The sequence below is a fragment of the Mesorhizobium sp. M0239 genome (assembly GCF_040321815.1).
GTDB lineage: Bacteria > Pseudomonadota > Alphaproteobacteria > Rhizobiales > Rhizobiaceae > Mesorhizobium.
This window is the reverse complement of record NZ_JAMYSG010000007.1, coordinates 56,180-70,037: the sequence shown is the minus strand read 5'-3', so window position 1 is coordinate 70,037 and position 13,858 is coordinate 56,180. Positions and strand designations below refer to the sequence as shown.

Genomic DNA, 13,858 nt, shown 5'->3' with positions numbered 1-13,858 from the left:
AATCTACGCATCGTGCTTTTCCAAAATCGATTTCGATTTTGGAGCCGATGCGGAGGCATCGAAACCGCGCGAGCGGAAGGCATGGATCGCCTGGGCCAGCACCGCAACGGCGATCTCGGCCGGACTGGCAGCACCAATATCCAGCCCGATCGGCGCATGGATACGGGCGATCTGATCGGCGCTCGCGCCCAGCGCCAGCAGGCGTTCGACCCGCTTGGCATGCGTCTTCCTGCTACCGAGCGCCCCGACATAGAAACAGTTGGCGTCGAGCGCGGCCTTCAGGGCGAAATCATCGACCTTCGGGTCATGGGTGACGGCGGCAAGTGCGGTGTAGCTGTCGAGCGGCTGGCGCTTCAGCACATCCTCCGGCCATTCGGCATGAAGCGCCACATCGGGAAAGCGGTCCGGCGTGGCGAAAGCGGTGCGGGGGTCGATGATCTCGACGGGATAGCCGGCAATCCTGGCCATCGGCGCCAGCGCCTGGCTGATATGGACAGCGCCAATCACGACCAGACGCGGCTGCGGCAGATGCGCGTTGAGAAAGAAATTCCGCCCCTCGGCTTCGACCGAACCGGAGTTGCCTGTGCGAAACGCCCTGGCGATCGCGGCGCCAAGATCGCCGGCGACCTGATCGCCCTCGCGCACGATCCGGTCGCGGCCGTCACCGAGATCGGTGACAAGGATCGCCGCACGGCGAGCGCGTCGTTCGGCGTTCAAAGTTTTTAAGGCGTAGGGATCCATCAGGAAATCTCTTGTCCGAGCATGATCTTGTCCAAAAACCGGGTCCCACTTTTTGGGATCATGCTCTAGCCCAGTCTTTCCACGTACACCTTGATGCGACCGCCACAGGACAAGCCGACCTGCCATGCGGTTTCATCGGCAACACCGAACTCCAGCATCCTGGCCTTGCCGCTGTCGATGACGTCGATGGCCTCGCTGACCACAGCGCCTTCGACGCAGCCGCCGGAAACGGAGCCGTGGAAATTGCCGTCGGCATCAATGACCAGATGGCTGCCTATGGGTCGGGGCGCCGAACCCCAGGTCTCGACCACAGTCGCGATGGCCACGTCCTTGCCGTCCTTCATCCAGCCCTCCGCAATGATCAGCGGGTCGCGGGCCTCATCCAGATAAATGCTGTTTTCCATGACCGTTTCTCCAGAAGTCTGTTTTTCTCGGGATCTGTTTTCCGGATGGGAAAGATATGGTTATGCGGCGTGCCTCGCGCCAGCTTCCAGCCATCGGCGCGGATCGACGGATTGTGCCGACTTCTTGTCCAGCGACGCGCAGAGATCGGCGAGCGCGTCGAGATTGTGCACCGAGCGGAACTCGTCGACATGCGGCAGCATCGTCTTGACGCCGCGGGCGCGCGCCTGGAAGCCGTCGAAGCGCAGCAACGGGTTCAGCCAGATCAGACGCCGGCAGGATTTGTGCAGGCGTTCCATTTCTTCTGACAGGCCGGCGACATCGTCGCGCTCCAGCCCGTCGGTGATCAGAAGCACGACCGCGCCCTGCCCCAGCACACGCCGCGACCATACCAGGTTGAATTCGGCCAGCGTGTCACCGATGCGGGTGCCGCCCGACCAGTCCCTGACCGCCGCCGAACAGTCGGCAAGGGCTGCATCCGGGTCGCGATGGCGCATCTGCCGGGTCAGGTTGGTGAGCCGGGTGCCGAAGACGAAGGTGTGCACGCGACGCCTTTTTTCAGTCAGCGCATGCAGGAAATGCAGGAAGATGCGCGTGTACTGGCTCATCGAGCCGGAAATATCGGCCAGCACCACCAGCGGCGGGTGAACCTCGCGCGGCGAACGGAACTTCGGCAGAATCAGCTCGCCGCCGGTGCGCGCAGCCGAACGCATCATGGCGCGCGGATCGATGCGGCGGCCATGCGCATCGGCCTTGAAGCGCCGGGTCCGCACCATGTCGAAAGGCAACCGCAACTGCGCGATCGCCTTCTTGGCGTCGGCCATCTCGGCGGCGTTCATCTGGGCAAAATCCTTGGCCCGCAGCACCTCGTTGCCGGAAAAGGTGAAGCGGGCGTCGACCTCGATCTCGGGAATTTCCTGTGGCGGCTGGTTCTTCTGGTGGCCCTCGAACATCGCCTGGCTGACCCGGTTTTCAGCGGCGCGTGGCTTCTGCTTTTCCCTGGTGTCGGGTGCCACCGGCGAAAACATAGCCAGCATCTTTTCGATCAGTTCGCGCGACTTCCAGAACAGCCGGAAGGCTTCGTCGAAAATGGCGTGATCCTCATGCCGCGACACCAGCACGGCGTGCAGCGTCCAGTAGAAATCGTCGCGCGAACCAATGCCCGCGGCGAGCACCGCCTCGATGGCGTCCTTGACCGAGGCCGGCCCGACCCGCATGCCCGCCTTGCGCAAGGTGCGGGCAAAATAGACGATGTTGTCGGCGATTCGCCCGTGCGGCATGGCCTCTTTTGGCTCGGGGCGTAGCATCGCCTACTCCGCCGCCGAAAGCTCGGCCTTCACCTCGTTGAGGATGCGCCGGCCTTCGCCCTGTTCGATGCGGGCAATGTCGTCCTGGTATTTCAACAGCACGCCGATCGTGTCGGAGACGGTTTCAGGATCGAGCGCCACCTTGTCGAGCTCGGTCAGCGCGCCGGCCCAGTCGATGGTTTCGGCGACGCCCGGCACCTTGAACAGCTCGATCTGGCGCAGCTTCTGGATGAAGGAGACCACTTCGGCCGAAAGGCGCTGGTTGGCCTGCGGCACCTTGCGGCGCACGATCTCCAGCTCGCGCTCGGCATTGGGATAGTCGACCCAGTGATAAAGGCAGCGCCGCTTCAGCGCATCGTGGATTTCGCGGGTGCGATTGGTGGTGATGATGACGATCGGTGGTTCTTCCGCCTTGATGGTGCCGAGTTCGGGCACCGTCACCTGGAAATCGGACAGGATTTCGAGCAGGAAGGCCTCGAAGGCCTCGTCGGTGCGGTCGAGCTCATCGATCAGGAAAACCGGGGCAGCGCCCGTCTTTCCGGTCAGCGCATCGAGCACCGGGCGGCGGATCAGGTATTTTTCGGAAAAGACGTTGCGCTCCATGGCGGAGCGCTCGACCTCGCCGGCCGCCTCCTCCATGCGGATCTCGATCATCTGCGCGGCGTAGTTCCACTCATAGACGGCGGACGAGACGTCGAGGCCTTCATAGCACTGCAGGCGGATCAGCCGGCGGCCGAGCGCCTGTGCCAACACCTTGGCGATCTCGGTCTTGCCGACGCCGGCCTCGCCCTCGAGGAAAAGCGGCCGCTTCATACGCAACGACAGGAACAGCACGGTCGCCAGCGACCGGTCCGCCACATAGTCCGCACCGGTCAGGAGATCGAGCGTCTCGTCGATCGTCCGTGGCGCGGCGCGCGGTTTCAGCTCGGTCATTCTTTCTCCGTGAACGCCGCCGCTCCGCTTTCCAGTACGTGGTAGCCGCGGGCGTGATAGATCAGCGGCCGCAAATTATCGCCCATACGCAGACCTGTCACCTTGCCAAAAAGCACACGATGGGTGGCCAGATCCTTGGTGTCGATCAATTCGCAGTCGAACACGGCAAGCGCGCCTTTCAGGGTCGGCGCGCCGGTGGAGATCACATCCCATTCGCCAAGCGCGAAACGTTCCTCGACCGGCAGGCCGGTGATGCCGGAAAAGCCGACCGACAGCGGCTCCTGGTGCGAGGCCAGCGTGTTCAGGGCAAACCTGCCGTTTTTCACGAACAGCTCATTCTTGGCATTTTCGCGGTTGAGACAGACCAGGATGGTCGGCGGCGTGTCCGACACCGAACAGGCGGCGATCACCGTCGTGCCGCGCTTGCCGGCCGGCCCGTCGGTGGTGACCACATGGACGTGGCCGGCAAAGTGGCTCATCGCATCGCGATAGGCCTGCGGCCCAATGTCGTTCTTCTTCAGCACCGTAAATTTTCCATGGTCAGGATCCTACCGACATATATGGCCAGACATAGCCCGCCACAAGCGAAGTGCCTGAGCCATATCCCGAAATTCGCGTGTTGCACCAAGGCCGGGCAGCCTTTAGGTCTTGGCGGCAATAGTGCCGGGAGCATAGAGCCGGCACGGAGGGACCCATCGCTCGAATGCGACCCAGGACAAGAACAATAGCGGCGCTGTTCTGGCTGTTTCTGGCCAGTGCCGCGGATGCCCAGACGCTGCTCGTCGGCGTCGCGGCACCGCTATCGGGACCATCTGCCATTCTCGGCAAGCAGATCGAGGCCGGGACCGGCCTGGCGGCCGAAGCGAACGGCATCGAACTGAAGACGGTGGATGACGCCTGCACCGCCGATGGTGGCGCTGCCGCGGCCAGGGAATTCGCAGCCGCCAAGGTCAACATCGTGGTCGGCTTTCTCTGCACCGAAGCGATCGAAGCGGCGATGCCTATCCTCAAGGACGCCAACATTCCGGCCATCACCGTTGGCGTGCGAACCGAAAGTCTGACCGACCGCCGCGCCAAGACCGGCTGGCCGGTCTATCGCCTCGGGCCACGCGGCGACGATGAGCGCAACACCGTCGCCTCCGCCCTTACCCATCTGTGGCAGAACGAGCTGTTCGCCATCATCGACGACGGCACCATCTACGGCCGTGAGATCGCCGAGACGTTGCGGGCAGCGGCCGAACAGGCAGCGCTGAGGCCGGTATTCACAGACACGTTCCGGCCACAGCTCGACAACCAGATCGGCATGATCGGCCGGCTGAAGAAGGCCGGCGCGACGCATGTCTTTGCTGGCGGCGACGGCGACGACATCGCCATCATGGGCCGCGATGCCGCACAGCTTCAGGCTGGCATCGTCTTTGCCGGCGGCGAAAATCTCCGCACACCGCCGGGCGACGTGCCCTATGCCGTGGGCACGCTGATGATCGCACCGCCTGAATGGGCCGATGTCGCCGATCCAAAAGTGCTGGCGGCATTTGACGCTAGGAAGATCGTGCCCGACGGCTATGCGCTGCCCGCCTACGCCGCGGTCGAAATCGCCAAGGCGGCATCAAGCTTGTCCGAAAGCTCGGGCAAGCCATTGGCTGAAGCCCTGACCGGACAGGATTTCACCACGGCGATCGGGCCGATCCGCTTTGATGCCAAAGGCGACCTCAGCCAGAGCCCTTACCGCGTCTTCCGTTTCGACGGCACGCGCTTTGCGCCCTTGGAAAGCAACTGATGTTTCGCACCGGCCCACGCAACCTGATCACCGACGTTGCCGGCCTGCGCGTCGGCAATGCGTCCGACGCCAGCCTGAAGTCCGGCGTCACGACCGTGCTTTGCGACACGCCGACAGTGGCTGGCGTTCAGATCCTGGGCGGCGCGCCGGGCACGCGCGAGACAGACCTGCTCGAACCGCACAATTCGGTCGATGTGGTGCACGCCGTGGTGCTTTCAGGCGGTTCGGCTTTCGGCCTCGACGCGGCATCCGGCGTGCAGGCGGCGTTGCGCGAACGCGGCATCGGCATCGAGGTCGGTGGCTTTCGCGTGCCGATCGTGCCGTCGGCGATCCTGTTCGACCTGCGCAATGGCGGCGACAAGGATTGGGGCCGTTATCCGCCCTACCGTGAGCTTGGCTATGAGGCGGCGCAAACCGCCACCGCCGATTTCCAACTCGGCACGATCGGTGCCGGCACCGGTGCGCTGACCTCGGGGCTAAAGGGCGGCCTCGGCTCCGCCTCGACGCTGCTGGATAGCGGCGTCACCATCGGCGCGCTGGCCGCCGTCAATCCGACGGGCTCGGTAACCGTCAGCCGAACCCGCCATTTCTGGGCAGCACCGTTCGAGATCGGCGGCGAATTCGGCGGGCTTGGTTACCCCACGCCGATGCCGGACGATGCGAAACAGATTCTTTTGAAACACCGCAACAAGCATGTTGGCAGGCAGATGGAGACCGGCGGCAACACCACCATCGCCGTCATTGCCACCGATGCGGTGCTCACAAAAGCTGCCGCCAAGCGCCTGGCGATATCGGCGCATGACGGGTTCGTGCGCGCCATATGGCCGACGCACACACCGGCCGATGGCGATCTTGTGTTCGCGCTGGCGACCGGCACGAGCGGTATCGAACTCTCCGCCGATGCGGCAATCGATCTCTACGCCGCCGCCGGCGCCACCATGGCGCGCGCCATCAGTCGCGGCGTCTATGCGGCAACGCCTGCCGAAAACGATCTGTTTCCGGTCTGGTCGTCACGCCTGAGGTGAAGCGATCAATCAGACCCGATCGGACTTTTCTTCCTCGAACGTCACCGCAACATCGGAATTCGCCGACAGCCAGACCTTCTTCCCGTCGACTTCGGCAATCAGGCTCAGGGGAATATAGTGATGATGGCCCTTGTGAGCGCCCTCGCCGCTATCGGCCTTGGTCAGCTTGATGCGCTGGCCATCGACCTTGTCGACAGTGCCGACATGCACGCCGTCGGCGCCGACAACTTCCATATGCTCGCGAATTTTGCTGGTGCCGGTCATGGTGGTTCTCCATTGGGACTGCCGACCATAACAAATGACGGGCCGATTGGATGCATCGGCTTTCGCACCGCACGACGTTTTGATTTCGGCGTGCTAGGGGATTGAGACGATCACGGGGGTGAAGACCGATGCGAATGCTCTTTCTGTTTGCCGTTGGCCTGCTTGCACAGTTTGCCACCTCGATCGCGGCTCATGCCGGCGATGTCGCCGAACTTGAAATCCTCGGCTTCACCAAGGACGGCAGCGTCTTTGCTTTCGAGGAATATGGCGTGCAGGATGGATCGGGTTTTCCCTATGCCAACCGCTACTACATCGACACCAGCACCGACAGCTTTCTCAAGGGCACGCCGATCCGGGTCCGGCTTGAGGACGAGAATGCCAAACTGGATGCGGCGCGCCTTCAGGCCCGGCAAAAAGGCGAAGCCATTGTCAGTCAGGCCGAGCTGAGCGCCAATCGCGGCATCACCGCGGGTTTCAACCCGGTGACCGAGCTTTCGGCGGATCCGCACCGGATGGCGGTCAATCCGCGCCCGATCTTTTCGCCGGTCGACCCACCGCTCGAGTTCCGGCTCGACGAGATCGGCATGAACAACACCAAGGGCTGCGAGAGCCAGGGCGAGATCAACGGCTTCCGGCTGCTGCGCATCGAGGCGCAGGATGGTGGCACCACCAAGCTGCTGCACGAGGATAAGGCGATACCGAAAAGCCGGGGTTGCCCGAACGGCTACCGCATCGGCGCCGTGCAGACCTTTTCGATGGACAGTCTCAGCGCCTATGCCGTGCTGATCGCGGTGCGCCAGTACGGCTTTGAAGGCCCGGACTTTCGCTGGATCGCGGTGACCGGCCGCCTGTGACACCGCTTGTCCCACCCGCCCCGCGCGATCGTTCGCTGAACCGCCTTCGCCGCGCTATACCGACGCCGCGCACTGCGTTTTATGGCGCCTTGCTATGGGCCACGACGATGGGCGCCAGTGCGCTCGTCACCCTGTTGTTGGACGACTGGGAGACGCCGGCGAAAATCCGCATTGTCACCGTACTGTTCGCGGTGGGAGCTGCGCTGGCCTTTCCTATCGGCCTGTTCGCGGCGCGGCTGGTTTCGCAGGGAAGACGCTGGGAAGTCGCCTTTGCCGCGGCCTTCGTGTGCCTAGCCGCGGCGACGATCGGCCTGACCGCCGGGCTGTTTGCCCTGCAGTACCGCTCCTACTATGCCGAGTGGCATGCGCCTGCTTTCACCCGCACCTGGGTCCTCCAGTTCGTCTTCACGACGTTGATTGCGCTTTATCAGTTCGTGGTGCTGGGCATCCGGCTCTATTTTCCAGTTGGTTTCATCGCTCTGTTTGCCGCGGGCGTCTGGTTTGCGCGCCAGCGGCGTTGAGCATTTTGCTCGCCTCTGTTAGGACGCGGGCAAACTTCTCGATATGTCAGGACTGACCGATGATCCCTCGCTATTCCCGGCCGGAAATGGTCGCCATCTGGTCGCCAGAAACCCGGTTCCGCATCTGGTTCGAGATCGAAGCCTATGCATGCGACGCGCTGGCCGAACTCGGCGTCATCCCCAGGGAAGCGGCAAAAACCATCTGGGAAAAGGGCGGGGCGGCAAAATTCGATGTCGAGGCGATCGACGAGATCGAGCGCGTTACCAAGCATGACGTGATCGCCTTCCTCACCCATCTTGCCGAATTCGTCGGGCCGGACGCCCGCTTCATCCATCAGGGCATGACCTCGTCCGACGTTCTCGACACCTGCTTTGCGGTGCAGCTTACCCGCGCCAGCGACATCCTGCTCGCCGACATCGATGGTCTGCTTGCAGCGCTCAAGCGCCGCGCCTTCGAGCACAAGGACACGGTCACCATCGGCCGCAGCCATGGCATCCATGCCGAGCCGACCACCTTCGGCGTCAAGCTGGCGCAGGCCTATGCCGAGTTCTCGCGCTGCCGCGAGCGGTTGGTGCACGCGCGGGAGGACATCGCCACCTGTGCGATCTCCGGGGCGGTCGGCACCTTCGCCAACATCGACCCCTATGTCGAGGAACATGTGGCGGCGAAGCTCGGCCTGAAGCCCGAGCCGGTTTCGACGCAAGTGATCCCGCGCGACCGTCACGCGATGTTCTTTGCCACGCTCGGCGTCATCGCCTCGTCGGTCGAGCGGCTGTCGATCGAGATCCGGCATTTGCAGCGCACCGAAGTGCTGGAAGCGGAAGAGTATTTTTCGCCGGGCCAGAAAGGCTCGTCGGCCATGCCGCACAAGCGCAACCCGGTGCTGACCGAGAACCTCACCGGCCTTGCCCGCATGGTGCGTTCGATGGCGCTGCCGGCGATGGAGAATGTGGCGCTCTGGCACGAGCGCGACATCTCGCACTCCTCGGTCGAGCGCATGATCGGCCCGGACGCCACCGTGACGCTCGATTTCGCGCTGTCACGGCTGACCGGCGTCATCGACAAGCTGCTCGTCTATCCCGACAACATGCTGAAGAACATGAACAAGTTCCGCGGCCTCGTGCATTCGCAGCGCGTCATGCTGGCGCTGACGCAGGCGGGCCTGTCGCGCGAAGACTCCTACCGGCTGGTGCAGCGCAACGCCATGAGAGTGTGGGAGCAAGGCGCTGATTTTCTTGAGGAATTACTGTCCGACAAGGAAGTGACCGCAGCGCTGCCGGAAGCCGAGATCCGCGAGAAATTCGACCTGGGCTATCACACCAAGCATGTCGACACGATCTTCAAGCGGGTGTTCGGATAGGATTTCCATGCGACTGGCTGTCCTTTCCGACATTCACGGGAATCTGCGCGCGCTTGAAGCGGTTCATGCGCGGATCAAGGACAATTCTCCCGACATCATCGTCAATCTGGGTGATTGTCTCTCCGGGCCGCTATGGCCGGAAGAAACCGCGCAATATTTGATTGCACAGAACTGGCCGACCGTGCGCGGCAATCACGACCGTGTGCTGATCGAGCCGCCGGCTTCCGGGCTGGAAGACGTCGATGCCTTTACCCACCATTGCCTCTCCCAGACGTCATTGGCTTGGCTTTTGGCATTGCCGATTGCCCTGACGCTCGCCCCTGAAATTCTGCTCTGCCACGGCAGCCCCAGCGACGACGAGACGTTCCTGCTCGAGGAAGACGGCGGCAATCACTTCTATCCATCCAATCAAAAAGAAATCAGACACAAGCTCGGCAGCATCGATGCCGGGCTGACCTTGTGCGGCCACACCCATACGCCGCGCGTCGTGCGGCTTTCCGACCGCCAGACGATCCTAAATCCCGGCAGCGTCGGTGTTCAGGCGTTTCCCGGCCTTACCGTGACCGGCAGCCCGCATGCCCGCTACGCCCTCGCCACGCACAAGCGCGGAGAATGGTCGTTCAGCCATCACGCGGTCAGTTATGACTGGGCCGAAGCATCCAGCCGCGCGACGGCGGCCGGCTTCGACAGTTGGGCACACGGATTGCTGACCGGTTACGCCGCCAGTTCTGTTTAAGAGCGCAGCGGGCGCTTAGCCGGCAGCGCCAGGCACGGTGCGGATCACCGTGCCCCACGGGTCTTCCCGCGTGGTTTCGGTGGATGCCTTGTCCGAACGCATCTCGACCCAGGCCAGACCTGACCGGGAGGGATCGCGGCGGCCTGCGCCTGAACTCTGCCAGGCGTTGGCGCCGATGTGGTGGTGATAGCCGCCCGACGACAGGAACACCGCCTGGCCGCCATATTTCGCCACCGTGTCGAAGCCGAATTCCTGGTTCCACCAGGCTTCGGCGTCTTCCGGCCTGCCGACACGCAGGTGGACATGGCCGACGATGCTGTTTTCCGGCGCGCCCTGCCAGCCGGCGTCACCCGCAGGCACTTCGGCAACGACGGACGGAATGTTCAGCCGCTCCGTTGCCATGGCAATCTTGTCGCCATTCCACTTCCAGTCCTGCGGGCGGCGGTCGGCATAGATCTCGATGCCATTGCCTTCGGGATCGGTCAGGTACAGAGCTTCGCTGACCAGATGGTCGGAAGCGCCCTCGATGGCGATCTTGTTTGATATAGCGTGGTTGATCCAGCGGCCGAGATCGGCGCGGCTGGGCAGCAGGAAGGCGGTGTGGAACAGCCCGGCGCTGCGCGGATCATCCGGCTTAGCTGAAGCGTCCTGCTCAAGCACCAACAAGGGACGGTTGGCGGCGCCCAGCGTGATCGAACCATCGGCACGGCTCAACTCCTGCAGACCGACAATTTCGCGGTAATATGCGGCAAGGCTTTCCGCGTCGCGCGCCTTCAGCCCGACGCGGGCAACGCTGACTGGGGTGGTGGCGGCAAAAGGCAACTCGCTCATCAAATGCTCCGTTCGACCGGCCTGCGATGAAGCTCCCAAAGCGAGAAGCCCCACTCCGCCGATCATTGTACGTCGTGTCAGTTCCAAAGTCAGGGTTCCCGCGCACGGCTGTTTCTTTTCCTGACCACAGATCGTCCATCGGCATCGTTCACACAAGACGCGAAGAAGCGAACATGGTGTTCACTATTGTGATCAAAAGTGGCGTTCCCGCCGGTTGCACGAAGCGATGCCGCTCGCTATCTCAGCGCCATGAAGGTCAAGGAAGCAGATATCCTCATCGTGCCGGGCTACACCAATTCCGGCCCCGACCATTGGCAGAGCCGCTGGCAGTCGAAACTGTCGACGGCGCGCCGCGTCGAACAGGCCGAGTGGTCGAAGCCGGTTCGCGAGGACTGGACCGCGAGCGTCGCCAAGGCGGTCAACGAGGCCGAGCGGCCGGTCGTCCTGGTCGCGCATTCGCTCGGCGTCACCACTGCGGTGCAAGCCATTCCGCAATTCCGCAAGCCGATCGCCGGGGCCTTCTTCGTGGCACCTCCCGACGTCGCCAATCCCGAGATCAGGCCCAGGCACCTGATGACCTTCGGTCCCTACCCGCGTGAGCCGCTGCCCTTTCCCTCGATCGTGATCGCCAGCCGCAACGATCCGTTCTGCGCCTTCGATGTCGCCGAAGACATTGCCGGTGCATGGGGCTCACTATTCATCGATGCCGGCGAGACCGGTCATCTGAACGCGGATTCAGGCTTCGGGCCGTGGCCCGAAGGTTCAATGACCTTCGCCAAATTCCTGACGGATTTGAAACCCTGAGTTTCTTCAGGACCCAATCGAATCGCGGACGCTCTTGATCAGCGTTTTTGCGCCAAGCCCGATCAGCGAATGCTCGGAGCCCATGGCCAGCAGGCGATAGCCCATCGACACAACCCGGCCGGCAATTGCCGGCTCGACAACGTAGATCGCCGCATGTTTGCCGGCCTTGCGGGTGCGCTCGGCCACCGATGCCACCGTCTCCATCATGCTTTCCAGCGTCGAATTGACGGTCGCACCATTGCTCCAGGCGATCGAGAAATCCGATGGGCCGAGGAAGATGCCGTCGATGCCGGGCGTGTCGAGGATGCCGTCGAGCGCATCGAGGGCCGGACGCGTCTCGACCATGGCGAAGGCCATGGTGCGTTGGTTGGTGTCGCGCAGCCACTCGGCCTGGTCGCCCTTGCCGTGGCGTGGAAAAGCGTAAGTCGGCCCCCATGAGCGCTCGCCGAGCGGCGGGTATTTCATGGCGGCGGCGAACAGTTTTGCATCGGCAACCGAATTCACCATCGGCGCGATGACCGCCTCGGCGCCGAAATCGAGCGCGCGGCTTGCCATGTCGAAACGGCCAACAGGAATGCGCACCAGCGCCGGCTTGCCGGCAGCGAGCACCGGCACCAGGCCACGCAGCACGCTGTCTTCGTGATGGCCGCCATGCTGCATGTCGAGCGTGACGGCATCAAAGCCCTGCTTGGCGACGATCTCGACGGTCAAGGCATCCGGCACGCCGGACCATGCGGTGAACAACGTTTCGTCGGCCGCGAGGCGGGACTTCAGGGACATGGGTACTTTCCTTGTTAACTCCGGCAGTTTCAGCCGGAAATCGTGACAAAGGCAAAGAAAAACCGCCCGGATAGGCCGGGCGGTCGATTGGTCCAGCGTATGGCCGGGATCAGCGCATGGCCCGGATCAGGTGTTCTTGATCTGCTCGATCGCCTGCGCCATCAGTTCGTCCATGGTGCGGCGGATCTGGTGGTCCGACTGCTCGACGCCGGCCGCGTCGAAATCCCCGCGGATTTTGCGGAACACGTCGTGGTCGCCGGCTTCCTCGATGTCGGAGATAACCACTTCCTTGGCATAGGCGTCGGCATCAGCGCCGGACTTTCCGAGCTTTTCGGCGGCCCACAGGCCGAGCGCCTTGTTGCGGCGCGCCGAGGCCTTGAACCGAAGCTCCTCGTCGAATGCGAATTTACGCTCAAAGCCCTCTTCGCGGTCTTTCATGCTGCTCATGGCGTCCCTCCGGTCAAATTCGATTCGTTGGCGGTGAATATGTGCGTTGCCAAAGCACAAACCAAAAGGTCGCGGGCCGGTCAATACGCTTCATCGCATGCTGCGCTGCGGCATTTCAGTCCCGAAAGCGGTTGATTGGAAGGATTTGCCGATTGAGCAAACGATGTGATTGGGATAGACCCGGCATTGAACCCTACCGTAGCCGCACTATTTCAGGCAGACGGACAGGAAATGGTCTGATACCGCCTGTCCGGAACCCCAGAGAAAAATCCAGATGAAAAATCGCCGCCGCATTTATGAAGGCAAGGCCAAGATACTCTATGAGGGACCCGAACCGGGCACGCTTATCCAGTTCTTCAAGGATGACGCCACCGCGTTCAACAAGAAGAAGCATGAAGTCATCGACGGCAAGGGCGTCCTCAACAACCGCATTTCCGAGTACATCTTCAACCATTTGAACCGCATGGGGATCCCGACCCATTTCATCCGCCGGCTGAACATGCGCGAGCAGTTGATCAAGGAAGTCGAGATTATTCCGCTCGAAGTGGTGGTGCGCAATGTCGCCGCCGGTTCGCTGTCCAAGCGGCTCGGCATCGAGGAAGGCACCGTTCTGCCGCGCTCGATCATTGAATTCTATTACAAGGCCGACGCGCTTGACGATCCGATGGTGTCGGAAGAGCACATCACTGCGTTCGGCTGGGCGAGCCCGCAGGAGATCGACGACGTCATGGCGCTGGCCATCCGCGTCAACGACTTCCTCTCCGGCCTGTTCATGGGCGTCGGCATCCAGCTCGTCGACTTCAAGATCGAATGCGGCCGGCTGTTCGAGGGCGACATGATGCGCATTGTCGTCGCCGACGAGATCTCGCCGGATTCCTGCCGCCTGTGGGACGTGGCGACGCAGGACAAGCTCGACAAGGATCGTTTCCGCCGCGACATGGGCGGCCTCGTCGAGGCCTACCAGGAAGTTGCCCGCCGCCTCGGCATCATGAACGAGAACGAGCCGCCGCGCCCGACCGGCCCGGTGCTCGTCGCCTCGACCGACGGCCTCAAAGGCAAGCCGCACTGATCGCGG

At 62.9% G+C, this 13,858-nt stretch carries 17 protein-coding genes; 8 read left to right on the top strand and 9 right to left on the bottom strand.

Features of this window, described 5'->3' with window-relative positions; genetic code table 11:
• Positions 1-3 precede the first annotated feature (3 nt).
• From NKI99_RS08895 to NKI99_RS08875, 5 genes are all read right to left on the bottom strand, one after another.
• Positions 4-741, bottom strand: coding sequence for an XdhC family protein (locus NKI99_RS08895; RefSeq protein WP_352610581.1), 738 nt, complete (start codon positions 739-741; stop codon positions 4-6).
• A gap of 65 nt (positions 742-806) precedes the next feature.
• Positions 807-1,145: an XdhC family protein gene (locus NKI99_RS08890; protein WP_128303293.1), complete on the bottom strand. Its 339-nt coding sequence runs from the start codon at positions 1,143-1,145 to the stop codon at positions 807-809.
• A 60-nt stretch (positions 1,146-1,205) separates the two neighbouring features.
• Positions 1,206-2,450 (bottom strand): vWA domain-containing protein, encoded by a 1,245-nt coding sequence (locus NKI99_RS08885; RefSeq protein WP_352610579.1) that lies wholly within the window; start codon positions 2,448-2,450, stop codon positions 1,206-1,208.
• A 3-nt stretch (positions 2,451-2,453) separates the two neighbouring features.
• Positions 2,454-3,383, bottom strand: a complete 930-nt coding sequence (locus tag NKI99_RS08880) for an AAA family ATPase (protein ID WP_352440161.1) — start codon at positions 3,381-3,383, stop codon at positions 2,454-2,456.
• Positions 3,380-3,907, bottom strand: coding sequence for a flavin reductase (locus NKI99_RS08875; protein ID WP_027036962.1), 528 nt, complete (start codon positions 3,905-3,907; stop codon positions 3,380-3,382). Before NKI99_RS08875 ends, NKI99_RS08880 begins: the two co-directional genes overlap by 4 nt.
• A 179-nt stretch (positions 3,908-4,086) precedes the next feature.
• Between NKI99_RS08875 and NKI99_RS08870 the strand changes: the two genes are divergently transcribed.
• Positions 4,087-5,160 carry a branched-chain amino acid ABC transporter substrate-binding protein gene (locus NKI99_RS08870; RefSeq protein WP_352610577.1) on the top strand — a complete coding sequence of 358 codons (1,074 nt, stop codon included), beginning with the start codon at positions 4,087-4,089 and terminating at the stop codon, positions 5,158-5,160.
• Positions 5,160-6,185 carry a P1 family peptidase gene (locus NKI99_RS08865; RefSeq protein ID WP_352610575.1) on the top strand — a complete coding sequence of 342 codons (1,026 nt, stop codon included), beginning with the start codon at positions 5,160-5,162 and terminating at the stop codon, positions 6,183-6,185. The genes NKI99_RS08870 and NKI99_RS08865 overlap by 1 nt, the downstream gene beginning before the upstream one ends.
• 9 nt (positions 6,186-6,194) lie before the next feature.
• Here NKI99_RS08865 and NKI99_RS08860 read toward each other — a convergent pair whose 3' ends face one another.
• Positions 6,195-6,449, bottom strand: coding sequence for a DUF2171 domain-containing protein (locus NKI99_RS08860; RefSeq protein ID WP_352610574.1), 255 nt, complete (start codon positions 6,447-6,449; stop codon positions 6,195-6,197).
• 128 nt (positions 6,450-6,577) lie between these two features.
• Between NKI99_RS08860 and NKI99_RS08855 the strand changes: the two genes are divergently transcribed.
• The 4 genes from NKI99_RS08855 to NKI99_RS08840 all read left to right on the top strand — a co-directional run bounded on the left by NKI99_RS08855 (position 6,578) and on the right by NKI99_RS08840 (position 9,921).
• Positions 6,578-7,303, top strand: coding sequence for a DUF2259 domain-containing protein (locus NKI99_RS08855; protein ID WP_128303288.1), 726 nt, complete (start codon positions 6,578-6,580; stop codon positions 7,301-7,303).
• A 107-nt stretch (positions 7,304-7,410) separates the two neighbouring features.
• The gene (locus tag NKI99_RS08850; RefSeq protein WP_128303287.1) at positions 7,411-7,824 is read left to right on the top strand and encodes a hypothetical protein; all 414 of its coding nucleotides are present in this window, start codon (positions 7,411-7,413) and stop codon (positions 7,822-7,824) included.
• Positions 7,825-7,883: 59 nt separating this feature from the next.
• On the top strand, positions 7,884-9,185 hold the full coding sequence (gene purB, locus NKI99_RS08845; RefSeq protein ID WP_128303286.1) for an adenylosuccinate lyase: 1,302 nt from the start codon (positions 7,884-7,886) through the stop codon (positions 9,183-9,185).
• 7 nt (positions 9,186-9,192) lie between these two features.
• Positions 9,193-9,921, top strand: coding sequence for a metallophosphoesterase family protein (locus NKI99_RS08840; RefSeq protein ID WP_023810346.1), 729 nt, complete (start codon positions 9,193-9,195; stop codon positions 9,919-9,921).
• Between the two features lie 15 nt (positions 9,922-9,936).
• On the opposite strand, the gene NKI99_RS08835 is transcribed toward NKI99_RS08840, so the two are convergent.
• Complete coding sequence (locus NKI99_RS08835) at positions 9,937-10,752, bottom strand: VOC family protein (protein ID WP_023810345.1); 816 nt, start codon at positions 10,750-10,752, stop codon at positions 9,937-9,939.
• Positions 10,753-11,001: 249 nt separating this feature from the next.
• Between NKI99_RS08835 and NKI99_RS08830 the strand changes: the two genes are divergently transcribed.
• On the top strand, positions 11,002-11,556 hold the full coding sequence (locus NKI99_RS08830) for an RBBP9/YdeN family alpha/beta hydrolase (protein ID WP_023810344.1): 555 nt from the start codon (positions 11,002-11,004) through the stop codon (positions 11,554-11,556).
• A 6-nt stretch (positions 11,557-11,562) separates the two neighbouring features.
• Here NKI99_RS08830 and NKI99_RS08825 read toward each other — a convergent pair whose 3' ends face one another.
• Entirely contained in the window at positions 11,563-12,336 is a 774-nt protein-coding gene (locus tag NKI99_RS08825; protein WP_023810343.1) for an HpcH/HpaI aldolase family protein, read from the bottom strand.
• Between the two features lie 126 nt (positions 12,337-12,462).
• Complete coding sequence (locus NKI99_RS08820) at positions 12,463-12,783, bottom strand: DUF1476 domain-containing protein (protein WP_013532126.1); 321 nt, start codon at positions 12,781-12,783, stop codon at positions 12,463-12,465.
• A 274-nt stretch (positions 12,784-13,057) separates the two neighbouring features.
• Here NKI99_RS08820 and purC point away from each other — a divergent pair, with 274 nt between their 5' ends.
• Positions 13,058-13,852 (top strand): phosphoribosylaminoimidazolesuccinocarboxamide synthase, encoded by a 795-nt coding sequence (purC, locus tag NKI99_RS08815; RefSeq protein ID WP_013532127.1) that lies wholly within the window; start codon positions 13,058-13,060, stop codon positions 13,850-13,852.
• The last annotated feature ends 6 nt before the right edge of the window (positions 13,853-13,858 follow it).